The organism is Bosea sp. BIWAKO-01 (genome assembly GCF_001748145.1).
Taxonomy (GTDB): Bacteria; Pseudomonadota; Alphaproteobacteria; order Rhizobiales; family Beijerinckiaceae; genus Allobosea.
Genome location: NZ_BCQA01000001.1, coordinates 1,432,287 through 1,451,806 on the forward strand (window position 1 = coordinate 1,432,287; position 19,520 = coordinate 1,451,806).

General features: G+C 65.2%; 20 protein-coding genes. 7 read left to right on the forward strand and 13 right to left on the reverse strand.

Features of this window, described 5'->3' with window-relative positions:
- Positions 1–45 precede the first annotated feature (45 nt).
- Entirely contained in the window at positions 46–312 is a 267-nt protein-coding gene (locus tag BIWAKO_RS06495) for a heavy-metal-associated domain-containing protein (protein ID WP_069877843.1), read from the forward strand.
- 19 nt (positions 313–331) lie between these two features.
- On the opposite strand, the gene BIWAKO_RS06500 is transcribed toward BIWAKO_RS06495, so the two are convergent.
- A complete protein-coding gene (locus tag BIWAKO_RS06500; RefSeq protein WP_069877844.1) occupies positions 332–1,117 on the reverse strand; it encodes an IclR family transcriptional regulator in 786 nt (261 codons plus the stop codon).
- A gap of 153 nt (positions 1,118–1,270) precedes the next feature.
- Between BIWAKO_RS06500 and BIWAKO_RS06505 the strand changes: the two genes are divergently transcribed.
- From BIWAKO_RS06505 to BIWAKO_RS06525, 5 genes are all read left to right on the forward strand, one after another.
- The gene (locus tag BIWAKO_RS06505; RefSeq protein WP_069877845.1) at positions 1,271–1,933 is read left to right on the forward strand and encodes an amino acid ABC transporter permease; all 663 of its coding nucleotides are present in this window, start codon (positions 1,271–1,273) and stop codon (positions 1,931–1,933) included.
- On the forward strand, positions 1,930–2,580 hold the full coding sequence (locus tag BIWAKO_RS06510; RefSeq protein WP_069877846.1) for an amino acid ABC transporter permease: 651 nt from the start codon (positions 1,930–1,932) through the stop codon (positions 2,578–2,580). Before BIWAKO_RS06505 ends, BIWAKO_RS06510 begins: the two co-directional genes overlap by 4 nt.
- The gene (locus tag BIWAKO_RS06515) at positions 2,567–3,298 is read left to right on the forward strand and encodes an amino acid ABC transporter ATP-binding protein (protein ID WP_069877847.1); all 732 of its coding nucleotides are present in this window, start codon (positions 2,567–2,569) and stop codon (positions 3,296–3,298) included. Before BIWAKO_RS06510 ends, BIWAKO_RS06515 begins: the two co-directional genes overlap by 14 nt.
- Before the next feature lie 43 nt (positions 3,299–3,341).
- Positions 3,342–4,124, forward strand: a complete 783-nt coding sequence (locus BIWAKO_RS06520) for a transporter substrate-binding domain-containing protein (RefSeq protein WP_069877848.1) — start codon at positions 3,342–3,344, stop codon at positions 4,122–4,124.
- A gap of 109 nt (positions 4,125–4,233) precedes the next feature.
- The gene (locus BIWAKO_RS06525; protein ID WP_069877849.1) at positions 4,234–5,274 is read left to right on the forward strand and encodes a succinylglutamate desuccinylase/aspartoacylase family protein; all 1,041 of its coding nucleotides are present in this window, start codon (positions 4,234–4,236) and stop codon (positions 5,272–5,274) included.
- A 35-nt stretch (positions 5,275–5,309) separates the two neighbouring features.
- On the opposite strand, the gene BIWAKO_RS06530 is transcribed toward BIWAKO_RS06525, so the two are convergent.
- From BIWAKO_RS06530 to BIWAKO_RS06585, 12 genes are all read right to left on the reverse strand, one after another.
- Positions 5,310–5,774, reverse strand: coding sequence for an NUDIX hydrolase (locus tag BIWAKO_RS06530; RefSeq protein WP_069877850.1), 465 nt, complete (start codon positions 5,772–5,774; stop codon positions 5,310–5,312).
- A complete protein-coding gene (locus tag BIWAKO_RS06535) occupies positions 5,775–6,158 on the reverse strand; it encodes a nuclear transport factor 2 family protein (RefSeq protein ID WP_069882226.1) in 384 nt (127 codons plus the stop codon).
- An 82-nt stretch (positions 6,159–6,240) separates the two neighbouring features.
- Positions 6,241–7,389, reverse strand: a complete 1,149-nt coding sequence (gene argE, locus BIWAKO_RS06540; protein ID WP_069877851.1) for an acetylornithine deacetylase — start codon at positions 7,387–7,389, stop codon at positions 6,241–6,243.
- 223 nt (positions 7,390–7,612) lie between these two features.
- The gene (locus BIWAKO_RS06545; RefSeq protein ID WP_069877852.1) at positions 7,613–9,196 is read right to left on the reverse strand and encodes an ABC transporter substrate-binding protein; all 1,584 of its coding nucleotides are present in this window, start codon (positions 9,194–9,196) and stop codon (positions 7,613–7,615) included.
- Positions 9,193–10,725: a serine hydrolase domain-containing protein gene (locus BIWAKO_RS06550; RefSeq protein ID WP_069877853.1), complete on the reverse strand. Its 1,533-nt coding sequence runs from the start codon at positions 10,723–10,725 to the stop codon at positions 9,193–9,195. The genes BIWAKO_RS06545 and BIWAKO_RS06550 overlap by 4 nt, the downstream gene beginning before the upstream one ends.
- Before the next feature lie 139 nt (positions 10,726–10,864).
- On the reverse strand, positions 10,865–12,013 hold the full coding sequence (locus tag BIWAKO_RS06555; protein ID WP_069882227.1) for an NAD(P)/FAD-dependent oxidoreductase: 1,149 nt from the start codon (positions 12,011–12,013) through the stop codon (positions 10,865–10,867).
- Between the two features lie 11 nt (positions 12,014–12,024).
- Entirely contained in the window at positions 12,025–13,758 is a 1,734-nt protein-coding gene (locus BIWAKO_RS06560; protein ID WP_371332163.1) for an FAD-dependent oxidoreductase, read from the reverse strand.
- Between the two features lie 6 nt (positions 13,759–13,764).
- Entirely contained in the window at positions 13,765–14,517 is a 753-nt protein-coding gene (locus tag BIWAKO_RS06565; RefSeq protein WP_069877855.1) for an amino acid ABC transporter ATP-binding protein, read from the reverse strand.
- Between the two features lie 2 nt (positions 14,518–14,519).
- Positions 14,520–15,374: an amino acid ABC transporter permease gene (locus BIWAKO_RS06570; RefSeq protein ID WP_084651192.1), complete on the reverse strand. Its 855-nt coding sequence runs from the start codon at positions 15,372–15,374 to the stop codon at positions 14,520–14,522.
- Positions 15,371–16,111: an amino acid ABC transporter permease gene (locus BIWAKO_RS06575; RefSeq protein ID WP_069877856.1), complete on the reverse strand. Its 741-nt coding sequence runs from the start codon at positions 16,109–16,111 to the stop codon at positions 15,371–15,373. The genes BIWAKO_RS06570 and BIWAKO_RS06575 overlap by 4 nt, the downstream gene beginning before the upstream one ends.
- A gap of 140 nt (positions 16,112–16,251) precedes the next feature.
- Positions 16,252–17,073: a transporter substrate-binding domain-containing protein gene (locus BIWAKO_RS06580; protein ID WP_069877857.1), complete on the reverse strand. Its 822-nt coding sequence runs from the start codon at positions 17,071–17,073 to the stop codon at positions 16,252–16,254.
- A gap of 87 nt (positions 17,074–17,160) precedes the next feature.
- The gene (locus BIWAKO_RS06585) at positions 17,161–18,114 is read right to left on the reverse strand and encodes a GlxA family transcriptional regulator (RefSeq protein ID WP_069882229.1); all 954 of its coding nucleotides are present in this window, start codon (positions 18,112–18,114) and stop codon (positions 17,161–17,163) included.
- 139 nt (positions 18,115–18,253) lie between these two features.
- Between BIWAKO_RS06585 and BIWAKO_RS06590 the strand changes: the two genes are divergently transcribed.
- Positions 18,254–19,504 carry a sarcosine oxidase subunit beta family protein gene (locus BIWAKO_RS06590; RefSeq protein ID WP_069877858.1) on the forward strand — a complete coding sequence of 417 codons (1,251 nt, stop codon included), beginning with the start codon at positions 18,254–18,256 and terminating at the stop codon, positions 19,502–19,504.
- Positions 19,505–19,520 lie beyond the last annotated feature (16 nt).

Consider the following 19,520-nt stretch of genomic DNA (forward strand, 5'->3'; position numbering starts at 1 on the left):
GAAGCTTTAGGCTCCTTTCATAACCCTAGGAAAGGACGCAGCACGATGTGCGGATGCCAGAGCCATAGCGAGAAGACGACACCACAGACACAGCCTCAGGGCGCGGGAACGCTCAGCTTCCGCGTCGAGGACATGACCTACGGGCATTGCGCCGGTACGATCACGAAGGCGATCGAAACTGGCCTTCCCGGAACCCGCGTCCAGGCCGACCCGGCCTCGAAACTGGTCAGCGTCCAGGGCACCAGCGACCGCGCCGCCATCGCGGCGATCGTCACGGCGGCCGGCTACACGCCGCAGCCCGTCACCGCCTGATCCAACATCCTGCGCCTGGTCAGCTATAGGCCAGGCGCAACCCCGCCTCGTGGCAGCAGGCCTTCAGGCTGGTAAGGATCGCCTTCTCATCGGTCTGCACGCCATGGCGCTGCAGGCATGGCACCAGGATCGCCGCCTGCGCATAGCCCGCCGGTCCGATGACCGGGCAGGCGATGTCGGTAACCGCCAGAATGTCGCGGCTTGGTGCGATCTGGTGTCCCTGCTCCCTGATCATCTCGAAGATGGCCGCAACGCCGGTGCTCTCGAGCCGCGTCAGCGCCTCATGATCGGCATCCTTCATCAGGGTCAGACGCCGTGCCCGTGTCTGGAACGCCAGGATGAGCAATCCGGAATTGGCTTCCAGCGCCGGCCTGCCATAGCCCGGCCGCACGGTAACCGTCGCGTCGAGATGTCCGGAGGTCGTCGCAAGTACCACGGTCTGCGCACGGCTCAGCACGACGAGATGGGCCGCCTGGCCGCTCTCCTCGCTGAAGCGCTCCATCAGAGGCAGTACGACCGAGGTCAGTTGCCGCCCGCTGGGCGTCCTGATGCCGAGATCGAACAATCGTCGCGATAGTGCGAGCCTGTCCGTTCCCGCCTCCCGCACCAGATATCCGCGCTGCTGCAGCACGAAGACCATGCGGAAGATCTCGCTTTTCGAGCGCTCCAGCCGCTCGGCAATGGTGCGGGTCGAAAGCGGCTCGCCGACATCCGCCAGCAGCTCGAGAATATCCAACCCCTTCTCCAGAGCCGGAGCGGAATAAGAGGCCTTCTCGCCGTCATCTGTTTCCGGAAGGTCAGGCATGCTGCCTCGTTTCATATGTGAAGCTTGACATCAAATAAGAAGCCAACCTAGCCTCTTGTAAAGGGGAGGCTCAATGACACCATCGCTGATCACTCTGTCGGTATGTTGTGGGCGTGCCGTCACGCCGCCTGCGGCCATGGCGGTCTGAGCGCGATGAAGTACGGCCTGCAATTTCGGGACGTGTTTGCGGCGTGGGAATCGATCCTCGACGGCGTCTGGATCACGCTTCTGCTCTCGGCCTGCGCGATGCTCGGCGGCCTCGCCATCGGCGTCGCCTGTGCTGCGGCGCGTGTCTATGGCCCGGGCTCGCTGAAGCGGATCGTCGGTGGCTATGTCGAGGTGATCCGCAACACGCCGCTGCTGGTCCAGCTCTTCCTGATCTTCTTCGGCCTGCCGAGCTTCGGCCTCCGGCTCGACGGCCTGACGGCGGCGATCATCGCGCTCGTCATCAATCTCGGCGCCTATACCACAGAGATCGTCCGAGCCGGACTGGAAGCTGTGCCGAAGGCACAGACCGAGGCCGGCCACTCGCTCGGCCTCTCCGGCCTGCAGGTCTTCCGCTACATCGTGATGTTCCCGGCGCTTAAATCGATGTTCCCCGCGCTCGCCAGCCAATTCGTGCTGCTGATGCTGGCGACGAGCGTCGTCTCGCAGATTTCTGTCGAGGACCTGTTCCACGCGGCCTCGATCGTGCAGTCGCGCACCTTCCGCGACTTCGAAGTCTACACCGTGATCAGCGTGCTCTATCTCGGCCTCGCGCTGGCCTTCCGCGGCCTCTTTGCCGGCATCTATTACTGGGCGTTCGTCAGGCGATGATCCGTTCCTTCGGCCTGATCGATGTGATGTACCTGGTCGCGGCGGCGCGCTGGACCGTGGCCTTGACCGTCACCGCCTTCACCGGAGCCGCCCTGCTCGGCCTGGTCATCGCCGTCGTCCGCATCCTGCCTTTCGCGCCGCTGCGCTGGCTGGCGGCCGGCTACACTCATATCGTCCAGGGCACGCCGCTGCTGGTCTGGCTGTTCCTGATCTTCTTCGGCCTGCCGCTGATCGGCATCTCGGTCAATCCGTGGTTCGCAGCCGCCGTCGCCTTCTCGGTCTATGGCAGCGCCTTCCTCGGCGAGATCTGGCGCGGCGCGCTGATCTCGATCGCCAAGACGCAATGGGAGGCCGGCGCCTCGCTCGGCCTGTCGCTCTGGGAGCAGTTGCGCCACATCATCGTGCCGCAGTCGATCCGCGTCGCAATCCCGCCCACCGTCGGCTTCCTCGTCCAGCTCATCAAGAACACCTCGCTCGCCGCGACGATCGGGCTCGTCGAACTGACCCGCGAGGGCCAACTCACCGCCGCCGGCACCTACAAGCCCTTCGCCGTCTACATCACCGTCGCCTGCATCTACTTCCTGATGTGCTTCCCTCTCACGCAATGGAGCCGCTCGCTCGAGCGGAAGCTCGATGTCGCTCGTTGAAATCAAGGGGATCAGCAAGAGCTATGGTGCGGTCCAGGTTCTGAAGAACGTCTCGCTGGACGTCGCGAAGGGAGAGATCATCGCCGTGATCGGGCGCTCGGGCTCTGGCAAGAGCACCATGCTGCGCTGCATCAACGGCCTCGAGCCGATCCAGGGCGGTTCGATCCTGGTCGACGGCGTGCAGGTGAACGACCCTAAGACCAACCTGCGCAAGCTCAGGCAGGAGGTCGGCATCGTCTTCCAGAGCTTCAACCTGTTCCCGCATCTCTCGGTCTGCGACAACATCACGCTCGCGCCGCGGGTCGTGAAGAAGCAGGCGCCGGACGCGGCCCGCGAGATCGCCCGCGACGTGCTGCGCCGCGTCGGGCTGGAGGACAAGCTCGACGCCTTCCCGTCCCAGCTGTCCGGCGGCCAGCAGCAGCGCGTCGCCATCGCCCGTTCGCTCGCGATGCAGCCCAAGCTGATGCTGTTCGACGAGGTCACCTCGGCGCTCGATCCCGAACTCACCGGCGAGGTGCTGAAGGTGCTCGAATCGGTGGCACAGGACGGCATGACGATGATCCTCGTCACGCATGAGATGGGCTTTGCCCGCCGCTTCGGCTCGCGCGTCGTCTTCATGCACGAGGGCCGCATTCACGAAGAAGGCCAGGCCGCGGCGGTGCTCGCCGAGCCGAAGACGCCCGAACTGCAGACCTTCCTCAGCGCGGTCCTGCACTGAGGAGGCCGATCGACACCAGTTGCACAACGAGGGGAGACGAAACATGCGTTCGCTATTTGCAGGTTTGGCTGCACTGACTGTTGCCGTCTTTGGCGGAGCCGAAGCCCGGGCCGACAAGCTCCAGGACATCCTGTCCAAGGGCGTGGTGCGCATCGGCGTGCCGCTCGATGCCCCGCCCTTCGGCGCCCAGGACGAGAACCGCAAGCCGATCGGCTTCGACATCGAGATGGCCGAGATGGTCGCCAAGGGGCTCGGCGTGAAGCTCGAGATGCAGCAGATCACCGGCGCCAACCGGATTCCGTTCCTGCTCACCGACAAGGTCGATATCGTGATCTCGGTGATGGGTCTGACGCCGGAGCGCGCCAAGCAGATCCAGTTCACCGCGCCCTATGCCAACACCTTCCTGGCCGTCTATGGCGCCAAGGCCTCGCCGGTCAGCAGCCCCGAAACCATCGGCTCCGCCCGGGTCGCCGCCGCCAAGGGCACGACACAGGAACTGGCGATCTCGGCGACCGCCCCCAAGGCGAGCCTGATGCGCACCGAGGACGATGCCACGGCCGCGGCAGCCTATATCACCGGCCAGGCCGACCTGCTCGCCACCAACAGCATCGTCGCGCAGGCGCTGGCCAAGCAGAACCCGAACAAGGAATTCGAGCGCAAGTTCGTCATCCGCCGCAGCCCGGCCCATATGGGTGTGCAGATGGATCAGCATAATCTCGTGCGCTGGCTCGACGGCTTCATCTTCTTCAATGCGATGAATGGCGAACTCGACCGGCTGCATCGCAAATATCTCGACATACCGATGGACCCGCTGCCGACGCTCTGAGCGACGCCAGACATCAGCCGGGCGCGGGCCGCGCCCGGCATTTTCCCTTCAGACTGCGCCACCGGGCCGGATTGCCGCCCGCCAGCCTCGGCGCGCCCGCGAGCCAGCCATGACCAGCGTCAAGCAGAAACCCACGCCCCGTCCGTCCAGCGCCTTCCTGACAGTCGATCCCGAGCGCGACGGCAAGCAAGTCGGCTTCGTCATGATACCGCATTCGCCGCATGACGACGCCTGGGGCGCGACGCGGATTCCGATCGCGATCATCAAGAACGGCTCCGGCCCGACGGCGATCCTCGAAGGCGGCAACCATGGCGATGAATACGAGGGGCCGATCACGATCTGCGATCTGATCCGCGATCTCGATCCCGGCCGCGTGCAAGGCCGACTGATCCTGATGCCGGCGAATAACTCGCACGCCGTCATCGCCGGCCAGCGAACGTCGCCGGTCGATGGCCTGAATTTCAACCGTACCTTCCCGGGCGACCCGCGTGGCACCATTACCCAGCAGATCGCTGCCTTTGTCAGCGACCATATCCTGCCGCTCGGCGATGCCTTCCTCGACCTGCATTCGGGCGGCTCCTCGCTCGACATCATCCCGAGCGCGATCGTCGAGCCGACCGACGATCCGGAGCTTCACAAGCGCAATGTCGCCGCAGTCCAGGCATTCGACGCGCCGATGACGGTGGTGATCAGCAATCTCGGCGAGCCGCGCACCGCAACAGCAACCGCCTGCCGCAGCGGGCTCGTCACTGTCGGGACCGAGATGGCGGGTGGCGGCACGGTTTCGCTGGAGGCGCTGAAAGTCTGCCGGCGCGGCGTTGCCAACGTGCTCGACCACCTCGGCATCGTCGCGCGCGACACGCCCGAGCCGAAGCGCGGCGAGGGCCAGATCCTCGAATTGCCCGGCACCTCGGCCTATGTCTATGCCACCGCCGACGGCGTCTTCGAGCCGTTTCATGCCAATGGCGCCAAGGTCAGCGCGGGCCAGCCTGCCGGCCGCATCCATTGCACCTGGGACCCGACCCGGCCGCCCGAGACGCTGCACTACGCTGCCGACGGCATCCTCTACGGCCGCCGCCAGCCCGGCCGCGTCCGGCCCGGCAATTGCTGCCTGATCGTGGCTGCGCCCTATCGCGGAGTGCTGTCGTAGCGGCGAGGCCGCAGGCACTGTCTGGGAAAGCCGAGTCAGGTCTCGCGCCAAAACTCGCAATAGCGAGTGCCGGACTGCCAGTGGACGATGGCCGTGCGGACATAGGCGATCGTGTTCTCCGGCAAGTCATCGATGGGGAACCAGGCCAGTTCGGCGCATTTCTCGGGCTCGGCGTTGAGAAGCTCGCCCTGCCAGCTGCGCGCCTCGAAGAAGAAATCCAGCCGCTCCTCGTCCTGCGATCGGTGGAGCACAGTTGCGAAGGTCAGGCTGGCGGGATCGATCTCGACGCCCGCCTCCTCCCTGGCTTCGCGCGCGGCCGCTGCCCGCAGCGGCTCGCTGCCGTCGTGATGTCCGGACACGAGACCGTAATTGCCGTCCTCATAACCCGTGTTCGCTCGCCGCAGCAGCAGGAGTTCGCTCCCCCGCCGAAAGATCACATAGACCGCAACGACCAGCTTGAACCGCTCCGGCTTGCTGGCGGTCTCCGCCCTGAGCGACATCTAACGCACGGGCTCGACGACCTGCCAGGCCGAGCCGGTATCATAGAAGAAGCGCTCTTCGGCAATGTGGTCACCGCGCCAGCGCTGGATCGCGAGTTCTTCCAGCCGCCGCGTCACGCCCGCCTTATCGATGGCATCGAAGACCCAGTGGATGACGACCCGGTCGCCATCGACCAGCACGGCACGGGCGGGGTGGGTGTGCATCCGGTTGAGCCGGGCGAGCGCGCGGGCCTCATGCGCCATCAATGCGTCGCGTCCGCGGCGCGGCTCGGCGCCGTTCTCCTGCATCGAGGCATCCTCGCAGTAGAAATCGCGGATGGCGCCGACATGATCGCCGCTCACGACGGCTGCGACAAAGGCCTCGACACGCTGGCGATCAGGCATGATCAGTCTCCTCCGGATGACCCATGCCGGCATTCATGCACGGGCTCAGCCGATCAGCCCAGAGCTGCGCTGACAGCCTGCGTCAGGAGGATAACCGGTCGGCCAACCGCGTGATCATGGCCATCGCGCCGGCCAGTTCCGCATCGGTGATGTACTCCTCGGGCCTGTGCGCCCGGTTCACGTCACCCGGCCCGCAGACGATCGCAGGGATGCCTGCGGCCTGAAAGAGCCCGGCCTCGGTACCGAAGCTGACGGCCTGCTGGCGCGGTCTCCCGCAAACGTCTTCCGTCAACCCGACCAACGGATCATCATCGGGCAGATCGAGCGGCGGATAGTCGCTCATCGTCTCGAAGCCGAAGACGACATTGTGCCCATCCGCGACAGCGGCAGCATGGATGCGCTCCGCCTCGCGCGGCAGGAAGGCAAGCAGTCCGGCCGGCTCCTGCCCCGCGATGGCGCGAGCCTCCACCTCGAAGACGCATTGCGCCGGAACGATGTTGATGCCGGTTCCGCCCTGCACAGTGCCGACCTGGATCGTGGAATAGGGCGGGGCAAAGCTCTCGGCAAAGGGACCCTCCACCGCATGCCGGCGCGCCTCGGCATGCACGGCAGCCATCAACTCCGCAGCGTAGTGAATGGCATTGTCGCCGAGATCGGTCCGCGACGAGTGCCCGGCCTTGCCGTCGACCGTGACGCGTTGAGCGATCTTGCCCTTGTGACGCAAGACGGGATGGAGATCGGTCGGCTCGCCTACGATGCAGCCGGCCGGCCGGGGACAAAGTTCCGGCAGCCGCGCAATCAGGTGACGAACGCCGACGCAGCCGACCTCCTCGTCATAGGAGAGCGCAATATGGATCGGCCGCGCCAGCCGGCGCGAGGCGAGGTCCGGCACGCTCGCCAGCACGCTGGCAACAAAACCCTTCATGTCGACGGCGCCGCGTCCGATCAGGCGGTCGCCATCGCGGCGCAAGGCGAAGGGCTGTCCGACCCAGCCCTCGGGGGCTGCAGGCACGACATCGAGATGGGCCGAGAGAATGATCCCGCCCGGCTCGCGCGGCCCGATGGTGGCGAAGAGATTGGAGCGATCCCCTTCCGGCCCCGGGACGATGACGCTCTCGACGCCATGGCTCGCGAGATATCCGCGGACATGCTCGACGATTACCGCATTCGGCGTCCGGCAAACAGAGGGAAAGGCCACAAGATCGGCCAGAACCGTTTCGACAGTCGTCATGACAAGCCACGTGATTGAAGCGGCCGTCGATTAGACCGCACAGGAGGGAAGGCGCAATTCTAGCAGAGGGGCAGCTCGCAATCCGTGCCCGTCTGGCGCCCGGAGGCGCCCCATCCTGCCGGGATTGGCCCTGTCGCCGGCAGAATGTTCCGATCTTACGGTCCGGGGCGAGAGAAGCCTCGCTCCGGACCGCGTATCCACCGAGGCCGTCAGTGCTGGCTGCCTACTTCTTCTCGATGTTCCAGAACAGCATCACCGGCGCGGCGAGCACGCCCGAAATGTTGCTGCGGCGGGCATAGGGCTGATCGAACTGACCGAGCACGCGATAGGGTTGGACTTCCGCGAGCCGCCGATGCAACGCTTCGATCGCGAGCTTGCCGCTCGCCTCGTCCGGAGCGTCGACAACAGCGCCACGCAGCCGTTCGGCCTCGGCATCGCAGGGCCAGCCCGCCCACGCCTTCTCGCAGCCCATATTGGTGCCGATATTGGTCATCGGCGACTGCATCGTCGCGCCCGACGCGTAGGTGACGAACAGGTTCCAGCCGCCCTGGTCCACGGTGCCGCGATTCTGCTGGCGGGTGGTGACGGTGCCCCAATCGGCAAACTGGACATCGACATTGAAGCCGACTTCCTTGAGCGACTGCGCCGCGACCTCGGCCATGCGACCGATCGGGGCGATGTCGTTCGACGTGCTCAGCACCAGCTTCTCGCCCTTGTAGCCGCTCTCGGCGAGCAGCTTCTTCGCAGTTGCAAGATCGGGCTTGGCATAGGCTTCGGAGCCGACCTCGGTTCCGTTCGGCGCGCCACAGACGAAATAGGCATTGCAGCGCTTCCACCACTCCTCGTCCCCAAAGCCGGCGGCGAGGAAATCGGCCTGGTCCGTAGCGTAGGCCAGGGCGAGCCTGGCCTTAGGATTGTTGAACGGCGGATAGAGGTGGTTCGGCCGCAGCATCACCTGGTTGGCAAGGTTCGAGTAGCGTTCGACCTTGACGTCTCGGGACTTGGCGATGGTCGAGATCAGGTCCTGGCTCGGCTGCTCCCAGATATCGATCTCGCCGGTCTGGATCGCAGCGGCAGCCGTCGCCGCGTCCGGCATGATGGTCCATTCGACGCGGTCGAGCTTAACGACGCGGCCTCCTGCCAGGCCGTCGGCCGGTTCCGAACGGGGCACATAATCGGGGTTGCGATCATAGACGACGCGCGCGCCGCTGCGCCATTCCGCCCGGTTGAAGCGGAAAGGGCCGCTGCCGATCGCTTCGGTGACCGGCTTCATCGGATCACTCTTGGCGTCGCTCTCGCGCATGATCACCGGGATCTGGCCCACGGCCGAGCCCAGCGCGAAGGGCACCAGCGCCATCGGCCGCTTCAGCTTCAGCGTGAAGGTTCGGTCGTCGACCGCCTCCAATCCTTCCGTATACTCGCCGAGCTTGCCGCCGATCGTATCGCGCGCCATCCAGCGCTTCAGCGAGGCGATGACGTCGCGGGTTGTGACCGGCTGGCCGTCATGGAACTTGAGACCGGGCCGCAGCGTGAAACTCCAGGACAGCTTGTCGGGAGCAGTCGAGAAGCTCTCGACCATCTGCGGGTGCGGCTGCAGCTTTGAATCCCAGGCAAACAGCGTCTCGTAGATCATCAGCCCATGCATGCGGGTGATGACGATCGAAGCTGCAACAGGATCGAGCGTCTTGAGATCCGCATGCGGCACCACACGCAAGGTGCGGCTGGGAGCCGGCTGGGCCTGTGCCTCGAGGCCGAGCGTCAGCGACGCGGCGCAAAGCAACAATCCGGCAAGGCGGGAACGGATCATCGGGTACCTCCAACGTCGTCGACACGATCGAATTGCAGGACGCGCGCCCGATGGCTGTCGAGGCGCAGGGAGCCGTCCGGCTGCAACCACAAGCAAGGCCGGTGCCGCCAGGGACCATGAACAAGATCGGCGAGCGCGCGGCCTCCCGGCAAGGGGGTCAGCCGCGTGGTCATGCCGACCGGCTCGGCCCAGGGCCATTGCGCCGTGCCGTCCGCTTCAACCGTGATCTCGGCGCCGAAGCTACGCTCGCGCCAGCGGCCGACGAGGCGCGGGTCGAGCGGCGTGCTGGCCGGAACACGCAGAAGACGACGCTCGACGCCGCCGATCCGCGCCTGGATCTCGTCTTCGCCGAGCGTGCCGAGCTCGATGTCGAGATAGGAAGGCAGGCTTCTCAACCTGCCGTTCTCGCCGACGACAAGACGCTCATAGCCGCCCATGACGCTGATCGAGTCTCCACCGAGCTCGGCCCAGAAGGAACCTTCCTCGCCGACATACAGGCCGGTCGGCCCAGCCTTCGGTACCTCGGGCAGCGCTTCGCCGAGAAGCGCCGCAAGCACGCGCAGGGCCGGCCAGAGCACCTCCTCCTCGCGATTGCTCAACACGACGACGCCAACGCCATGCTCGGGCGCCATCAGGAAATGGTTGCGGTAGCCCGTCAGAGACCCGCCATGGCCGATCACGGTGGTGCCGAGAAGCGAAGTGCTGACCAGGCCGAGGCGGTAGCCGCTCTCGCGACCATCCGCGAACTGGCGCGGTGCGGTGAGCTTATCGAAGATGCCGGCGAGCGGCCCGCGCCCGGCCATCAGGTCAGAGGCCCAGATCGCCAGGGCAGATGCGCTGCCGACAAGCCCGCCTGAGGCAGAGAACTGGAAGCCGTAGCGTCCACGCCGCCAGTTCACGCCATCATGCCAATAACCGGTTGCGAGATCGGGCACGATCTCGCTCTCGTCCTCCGGGAAGACGAAGGGCAGCGCCAGAGGCCCGAACATGCGCAGCCGCAGGGCTTCGCGATAGGTGATGCTGCGTTGGGCCGGCAGCACCGACTGCGCCAGCCGCCAGCCGGTATTGGAATAGGCCATCTCCTCGCCCGGCACGGCATTGATGCCGGGCAGGCGCTGGGCAAAACCATGAATTTCGGAAGCACTGAGGCTCGTCGTGTAGGGCACGCCGAGCTGCCACAGGGTCTCCATCATGTCCGGCAGCGCGCCGGTCATATCCAGTGCGCGGCCAAGAGGCACGGCGGCGACCGCCGCAGGCAAACCATCCAGCAGGCTGCCGAGCGGTGCGTCGAGCGATATGCCCTCCAGCAGCAGCGTCGCCGCCATGAAGTGCTTGCTGATCGAGGCCAGGCGATTGGGCGTATCCGCCGTGAAGGGCGTTTGCTGTTCCAGGTTGGCGAAACCGCCGGCGCTGACTTCAAGCCGTCTCTCCGCATCGAAGATGACGACCGCACCACCGGGGCCAGCCTGATCGGCCCAGCTCTTCGTGATCGCGGCGGCTTCCGCCTTGGCCCGTGTCCAGTCCAGCATGATTTCTCCCTCGCTTCCCCTCTAGTGTTAGAGAGGCATCCGCAGACGACATAGGCCCCGCCACTGCATGGCAGGCACGCGGAAACCGTCGGTTGGCCGGAGCGCAGAACCGGACGCCAGCTTTGGCGACATCGGCGAACTAGGCAGCCTGCGCCTGCCAGCCCTGCAATTCGCGCCAGTTCGGTTCGAGCTTGGCGAAACGGGCGAGCTTGAACGAAGAGATGTCGGCGAAGGCGCAAGCTCCATCAACGACGAGATCCCGGATGGCGCGCCCGCTCGCGGGAGAGAGGCCGAACCCGACGCTCGAGAGCGTCGCCACCACGACGTTGTCGCGGGACGAAAGGCGGTCAATCACTGGCCTGCCATCCGGCGTGTTCTCGATCACGCCGGCCCAAGACCGAATGATACGGGCATGCGCCGCCCTGGGTAGGAGCTCTGCCAACCGGCGACCAATATGGCCCATCAGCGGTGTCGAGGGTTTGGCAGGAGCGACACGATCCGGCACATCGAGCCATTCATGCGGGCCGCCACCATAGGCAAGATTGCCGCGCAGGGTCTGGCGGCCATAGAGCCCGTTTCCATCGACACCGCCATAGGGCATCAACGGCAGCGGCTCGGTGATGATCATCTCGGCCCGGGCGGAGGCCATCGGCACCTCCTGATCGAGCATCGCGGACAGCCGGCCGGTCTGCGGACCAGCCGCGATCACGAGCCGATCGCAGGCGATCAGGCCGCGTTCCGTCTCCACTGCAACGACCTTGCCGCCTTGGCTGCGAAAGCCGGTGACCGCGCAATGCTGCAGGATGCGGCCGCCATGATCCTGTAGCGCCCAGGCATAGCCCTGCAACGTGCGATGCGGATTGGCATGCCCGCCAAAATGATAGAAATAGCCGCCGATCATCGTATCGCCCGCGAGCGGTACCAGTTGGCGGATCTGCTTGGGATCCAGGATCTCGGATTTGAAGCCTTGCCGCTCGGCATTGCGCAGGGCACGGCCATAAAGCGCCATCTGGTGTTCGCTGGATGCAAGACGGATGCGACTGGGCGCGAATTCGGTCGGATAGCCCAGCAGCACGTCCATTTGCGGCCAGAGTCGCTGCTCCTCGAGAAAGAGCGGCGAATGATGATGCGAGCAGCCACCGCCATTGCGGCCGGAAGCCTCCCAACCAATCATGCCCTTCTCGATGACGAGAACATCGACACCCTCGCGCGCCAGCCACCAGCCGGCGCTCAAGCCCGTGACACCGCCACCGATGATGACGACCGAAGCTCCCTTGATCTCACTCATCTCAACCTCGTTCACTCGCTCGCCACGGGGCCGGTCGCGTCATTGGTTGCGACGGTGAAGAGTTCAGGCACGTCCCAGAATGGCCGCCATTGCGCGTGCATGCCGAACCAGGTGTCCCAGTGCTCGGCCTGCTCGGGCGCTTCCGGCAACTGACCGGCCAGTGCCAGCGGAATCGGGCGGACAGGCGCGCGATAGCTCGCAAGCGGGATCGAGGGAAGCGGCACCGCGCCGCCGAGCGCCAGCAGGGCCGCGACCTGCTCGCGGCAGCGCCGACCCTGGCAGGCGCCCATGCCGGCTCGCGTCAGGCGCTTGACCTGGTCCGGGTTGGGCGGATCCTCGCCGAGAAGTGCCGCCAAGGAGCGGTCGTTGCGGCGTTCGTTTTGCCAATTGAGATAGCGCGGCGGCCTGACCTCCAGAATCTCGCGCGCCGTGACGTCCTCGCATTGGCAGACATGCACTTCGCCGCGTGCCTCGATGACGCTGGCGCGCACCCAGGCGAGGCGATAGGCGCCGAGATCGAAGGCGGGCGGTTCGGGCGCGATAGCTGCCGGAATTGTCCGTTCGTCGGCGAGACCGAGTCTGCCCAGGATTGCGGCCACCGCGCGCTTCGCTTCATTCTCCGAGATCGTTCCGCCGCAGCTCTTGGCCGGCCAGATACCCGCACAGTCGCCAATCGCGTAGATGCCCGGCCGGGAGGTGTTCTGATCGGCGTCGACGATCGGGGCGTAGCCGCCGCGCTCCGGCTGGAAGGCGACGCGGCAGCCAAGCGCGTCGAGAAGGTCAATCACCGGCGTCACACCGACGCCGAGCACGATGCTCTCACAGGCGATGCGGCGCTCGGCTCCAATCGCCCGCCCCTCGGCATCGATCGCTGCAATGACAGCGGCCTCGACGCTTTCGCCCCCACTTGCTTCGCGCACGACATGGCCGGTGAGTATTTCTGTCCCACCATCACGCAGGGCCGCGACGAGCTCCGCAGAACCGACCGGCGCCACCGCCTGCTCGACGAGTGCGGCGATCGCGACGCCGGTCTCGCGCAGAGCGAGTGCGGCGGCCAGCGTCTCTGTCGTGGAGCCAAGCATGACGACCCGGCGCGGCGCGAGCGCGCCATACCGCGTCGCGAGCGAGACCGCTGCGGTCACCCCCATCACGCCAGGCTTCTCCCATCCGGGAAAGGCGAGCCCCATGTCGCGGCGGCCAGCGGCCACGATGACGTGGTCAGCCCCGACAAGCCAGGAGCGCTCCTCGTCCATCAGCCCCGCCACCGTGCCCGACAGCCAGGAGACACCTGGCCCGTTGCCATAGAGCCCCCAGCAGGCGGTTCCGAGACGCAGGTCGACTCCCGCCTCGAAGGCGGCCTCGATCAGCGGCTCGGAGGCGATGAAGGCTTCCGTCATGGCATTGCGGTTGCGCGCCTCGCCGGCCATGCCCTGCCCGTAATGCAGCGGTACCTCCTCGCCCATCGTCCTGAACGGAACCGGGCTCTCCTCGACGAGGATCACCGACAGGCCCAGCTCGGCCGCCTCGATCGCAGCCGTGAGCCCCGCTCGCCCACCGCCGATGACCAGGAGCTGCGCGCGCTCGTCGAGATGCAGATCCTTGCCGGCAACGGATTTTGGATCGAGTGGCTGCTGGGAAGACATGGTGCGCGTCTCCGAGATATGGCGGTCATTGGTCCGCGCCGGCCTCGGGGCCGGCAGGTCGTTTACGGCGGGCGCCTGCCCGGATGCGACAAGGCCGCGGATTGGGGATCAGAGGACCTTGTCCAGAAAGCTCCTGGTACGATCCTCCCGCGGATTTCCGAAGAGTTCGGCGGGAATGTCATGCTCCACGATCAATCCGCCATCGGTGAAATAGACATGGTCGGCCACCTCGCGAGCAAAGCCCATCTCATGGGTGACCAGGATGCAGGTCATGCCCTCGGCCGCGAGGTCCTGGATCGTCACCAGAACCTCCTTCTTGGTCTCGGGGTCGAGTGCGGCGGTGACCTCGTCGAACAGCATCACCTTCGGGTTCATCGCTAGTGAGCGCGCGATGGCGACGCGCTGCTGCTGGCCGCCGGAGAGTTCGCCAGGATAAGCTAGGAGTTTCTGCGAGAGGCCGACCTTGGCAAGGAGGCGGCGCGCGCGCTCCTCGACCACTGCCTTGTCTTGTTTCAGCACATGGATCGGCGCCATCATCACGTTCTGAAGCGCGGTCTTGTGAGGAAAGAGGTTATATTGCTGGAAGACGATGCCGACATCGCGGCGCAGCGACAGCTTGTCGAGGTTTGCGTCGTTGACCTCACGGCCGGCGACCTTGATCGAGCCCTTGCTGATGGGCACCAGCCCGTTGATGCAGCGCAGCAGTGTCGACTTGCCCGAGCCCGATGGGCCGATGATGCAGACAGTCTCGCCGCGCCTGACGGTGAGGCTGACATCCTTCAGCACAGGAAAGCTGCCGAAGGATTTCTCGACGCCCTCGACCACGACCACGGGCTCGCCCAGTTGATGACGGCTTGCCATGGTCAGGCTTTCACGTTGAAGCGGCGCTCGAGCGCCAGCGTCGCTCGCGCGATCGGGTAGCAATAGGCGAAGAACATCAGGAGCAGCAGCAGATACATCGGGATCATCAGTTCCGGACGGCTCTCAGCGACGAGCGCCGCGCGGGTGATGGTCAACCCGTCCTGGATGCCGACGACCGAGATCAGCGTCGTGGCCATGGTCAGGATGGCGTAAAGGTTCATCCAGGGTGGGATCATCCGTTTGAAGGCCTGGGGCAGGATGATCATCCACATCGTCTGCGCTCGCGTGAAGGCGAGTGACTCGGCAGATTCCCACTGGCCGGAGGGAATGGATCTGATGCCGCCACGCACGATCTCGGAGACATTGGCAGCGACTGGCAGCGCAAGTCCGATGATCGCCTTGACCCAGGCAGGAAAGGCGATCGTGAAGCCAAATAGCCGGAACTCGAAGGGCAACAGGAACATCGCGTAGAAGAGCAGGACCAGCCACGGCGCATTGCGGAAGAACTGTGTCACGCCCCAGGCGGTCTTGCGCACCGAGGAGACCAGGGAGACCTGTGCAATGCCGACGAGCACGCCGATGACCGTACCGAGCGCCATCGAGAGGAAGCTGATCAGGATATTGAACAGGAAGCCTTGAAAGATCAGTGGCGCCCAGCGCAGCAGCACTGTCACCGCGCTTTCGCCAACGGGGCGCGCCGTGACCTGAGCAAGAGCCAGCGAGGCGCCGAAGAGCATCGCGAAAGCGGCGAGCGTGCCGCCTCCAAGTATGGTCGGCGCAGCGAAACCCGAGGGAGCGATCGGCGCGGGCGCGCGGAAGGTCTTGAGTACCGGCAGGTCGGTTGTGCCGTTCCTCATGTTGAATATCCGGGGATGCGCATCGCCTTCTCCCAGCGGCCCATGATCCAGACCAGCACGGCGACCAGCGCGACATAGGTGACGAGCAGAACGTTCATCATCTCGCGGACATTGAACATCTCGGACCAGATCTGCGAGGCGGCGTAGAGCAGCTCCGGTACGCCGATGGCGTAGGCCAGCGTCGTCGTCTTCACCAGGTTGATCAGGTTGTTGTTCAGCGCCGGCAGGCAGATGCGGAAGGCCAGCGGCAGCACGACATGGAGATAGAGCTGCAGGCGGGTATAGCCCAACGACTCCGCCGCCTCGACCGTCGTCGACGGTACTGCCTCGATGCCGGCGCGAAAGATTTCTACGTTGAAGGCTCCGGCAAAGAGCGAGAAGGCGATGATCGCCCACCCCGTGCCGGACACCAGCGGAGACTGGCCACCGGAGCCATCGCTCACCGTCGGCAGCAGGCCCGCCACCGCGAAGTAGAAGAAGGAGAGCTGGACCAGCGGTGGCGTGTTGCGGAAGAACTGCACATAGCCGCGCACCACAAGCCGACCGAGACGCGAATCGCCACCGGCGAGCCAGACACCGATCAGGCCGAGCACCATCGACGCGATGATCGAGACCACGCAGATATAGGTCGTCGTCCACAACCCAGTCAGGAAGCGCGACCGGTCGAACGCATCGTAGAAGACCGAGAAATTCAGTCCGTGCGTATCGTTCAGCCACTGGAAATAGGAGGCGATCACACTGACAAACCTTCAAGAACGTGCGCCGTCATGGCCGGGCTTGACCCGACCATCTCGGAAACCAGCGCCTCCCCGTCACTCTCGGATCTTCGGTTCGCTGCGCCCGAAAGTGACGGCAAGAATCGACGAAGCCGGCTTCTCTACGAGGCCGACTTCAGCTTCTTGTTGGTCTCGATCAGGTATGGGCTCTGCTTGATGCCCCATTTCGTCTCGAGTTCGAGCAGCTTGCCGCTCTTGTGCCAGTCGACCGACATCTCCTTCACAAGCTTGCCGAAGGGTCCGTCCATGTCCTCGATACGGATGCCGATGGCCCAGAGCTGCGGATCCTCGGAGACGAGCGGCATCTCGTAATTGGCCCATTTCGGATCGCCGCCAGCGAGCGTCGAGACAATCAGCGTGTCGTCGAACAGGAAGCCGACGCAGTTGTTGCCCTGCAGAGCGTTGAGCGCATCCGGCACGGACGGGAAGACGACGAGCTCGGGCGCGTAGAGCTGCGTGACGCGGCGATTGTAATAGGCGCCCTGCACGCCGCAAACCTTGCGACCCTTCAGGTCCTCCCACTTCTTCAGATTGGCGCTCTTGGGAGCCAGCACATTGGTGGCGCCCGCATAGTAGTTCGGCTCGACCATGCCGACGATCTTGCGGCGGTCGGGCGTGTCTCCCATCGTCGCCAGCACCATGTCGATGCGGCCCTGCTTCAGGAATTCCATGCGGTTGGCGGCGATGACCGGAAGCATTTCCAGCTTCACGCCGATCTTGTCGGCGACCGCCTGAGCGAGATCGATCTCAAGCCCGACAATCTTGCCGGATGGCTCAAGGAAGCCCCAAGGCTTGTAGTCGTTTTTCACTCCGACGGTGAGGACGCCCTTTTCCTTGATCTTGGCGAGCGAGTCCTGAGCGAGAGCGGGCAAGGCCGCCAGCATGGCGGCGCAGGCAAGCGCCAGCGTGAAGGTGCGTTTCATGGCATCCGGTCCCCTTTGTTTTGTTGGGGCCTAGAGTTCCGGTCTATGCCTGGTTGGAATTGTCGTAATGCGACGGTTTCTTGACAATCAACGCCAAAGCGTCGGTCGATATGGGGCTCGCTCGCCCCGCGGTGGGTGGTCGAAGCGGGCTCGGTAGGCGCGAGAAAAATGGCTGGCGCTGGAAAAGCCGCAAGCGAGCGCAACCTCCAGCACCGAGAGGCTGGTCTGACGTAGAAGATGGCGTGCCCGCTCGAGCCTCAGGCCAAGATAATGCTCGCCGAGAGAGCGGCCGAGATGCAGCCGAAACAGACGCTCGAGTTGACGCAGCGAGACGCCCGCTGTTCGCGCAAGCTCGCCGCGCGAAAGCGGCGTTTCGAGATTCTGCTCCATTCGCCCGACGACACGCAGCAGCGGAGCATGGCTGACGCCAAGCCGCTCGCGCAGCGGCATGCGCTGCGGCCCCTCGCCTTCCCGGACATGGGTCTGCAGGAACCATTCGCTGACCGCGAGCGCGAGCTCGCTGCCGTGCTCGCGGGCGATGACGGCATGCATCATGTCGAGCGGAGCCGTACCGCCGCTCGACGTCAGCCGATCGCGATCGATCTCGTAGAGCGAGCGCCGCACGTCGAGATCGGGATAATCCTCGATGAAGGCGGGCGCATGCTCCCAATGGATGGTGAAGCGGTAGCCGGAGAGCACATTGGCACGCGCCAGGATATAGGGTCCGCCCGAAACGCCGCCGAGCTTGACGCCACGCCGGGCGAGTTGCCGGAGCCAGGCGAAGGTCGGTTGGTGCTGGAAGGCCGCTGGATTGCCGCCGGCGCAAACGAAGACATAGTCGAAGCGGACATCGCCGCCGACACCATAATCAGCCTGGATGCTGACGCCATTGGAGGCCGGAGCCGGGGCCCCATCGATCGAGACATGGCTCCAGCGGTAGAGGCTCCGCCCCGAGAGCCGGTTGGCGGCGCGCAGCGGCTCGATCGCCGAGGCATAGGCCAGCAGGGCGAAATCGGGGATCAGCAGGAAGCCGATATGCATCGGCGCTTCTTGCTCGTCACAGTCGTTGGAAGGCAAATTCGCGTCGCTGATGGTCATGTCCGTGAGACTATGTTCGGCAATCTCACGATGACAAGCCCGGCGCGAATTCCTGTCCGGCATAGACGTCCCGGGTGCCCCGATGCGCTATTCGATTTTCTCCCTCGCCGCACAGACGCTCAAGGGTCACCGCGGCTGGACCCCGGCCTGGCGCGATGCGGCGCCGAAGGCCGAATACGACGTCCTGGTCATCGGCGGCGGCGGCCATGGGCTGGCGACGGCCTATTACCTCGCGAGCCAGCATGGCATCACCAACGTCGCGGTGATCGAGAAGGGCTATATCGGGTCCGGCAATGTCGGGCGAAACACCACGATCATCCGCTCCAACTATCTGCTGCCCGGCAATACGCCGTTCTACGAATGGTCGCTGAAGCTCTGGGAGGGGCTGGAGCAGGATATCAACTACAACGCGATGGTCAGCCAGCGCGGTGTGCTGAACCTCTACCATTCCGACCCCCAGCGCGACGCCTATGCCAGGCGCGGCAATACCATGCGGCTCGCCGGCGTCGATGCCGAACTGCTCGACCGCGAGCAGGTCCGTGCCATGGTGCCCTTCCTGAACTACCGCGATAGCCGCTTCCCGATCCAGGGCGGTCTGCTGCAGCGCCGTGGCGGTTCCGTCCGGCATGATGCCGTCGCCTGGGGCTACGCCCGTGCAGCCGACCAGCGCGGTGTCGATATCGTGCAGAACTGCGAAGTCACCGGGCTGACGATCGAAGGCGGCCGCATCACCGGCGTCGAGACGACGCGCGGAGCGATCAGAGCCAGGAAGGTCGCGCTGGCGGTCGCCGGCAATTCCTCGCGGCTCGCCGGGATGGCGGGCATGCGGCTGCCGATCGAAAGCCACGTGTTGCAGGCCTTCGTCTCGGAAGGCGTGAAGCCGCTGATCGACAATGTCGTCACCTATGGCGCCGGCCATTTCTACATCAGCCAGTCCGACAAGGGCGGCCTCGTCTTCGGCGGCGATATCGACGGCTACAATTCCTACGCCCAGCGCGGCAACCTGCCGGTGATCGAGGACGTGATGGAATCGGCCATGGCCTTGTGGCCAGGCCTTGGCCGCATCCGCATGCTGCGCCACTGGGGCGGCATCATGGACATGTCGATGGACGGCTCGCCGATCATCGACCACACCCCGGTCCAGGGCCTCTATCTCAATGCCGGCTGGTGCTATGGCGGCTTCAAGGCGACGCCGGCCTCCGGCTGGTGCTTCGCCCATCTGATCGCCCGCGACGAACCCCACGAGGTCGCGACTGCTTATCGGCTAGACCGCTTCGCGACGGGCCGTCTCATCGACGAAAAGGGCGCTGGCGCCCAGCCGAACCTGCACTGAGCCGGCTCAGGAACCT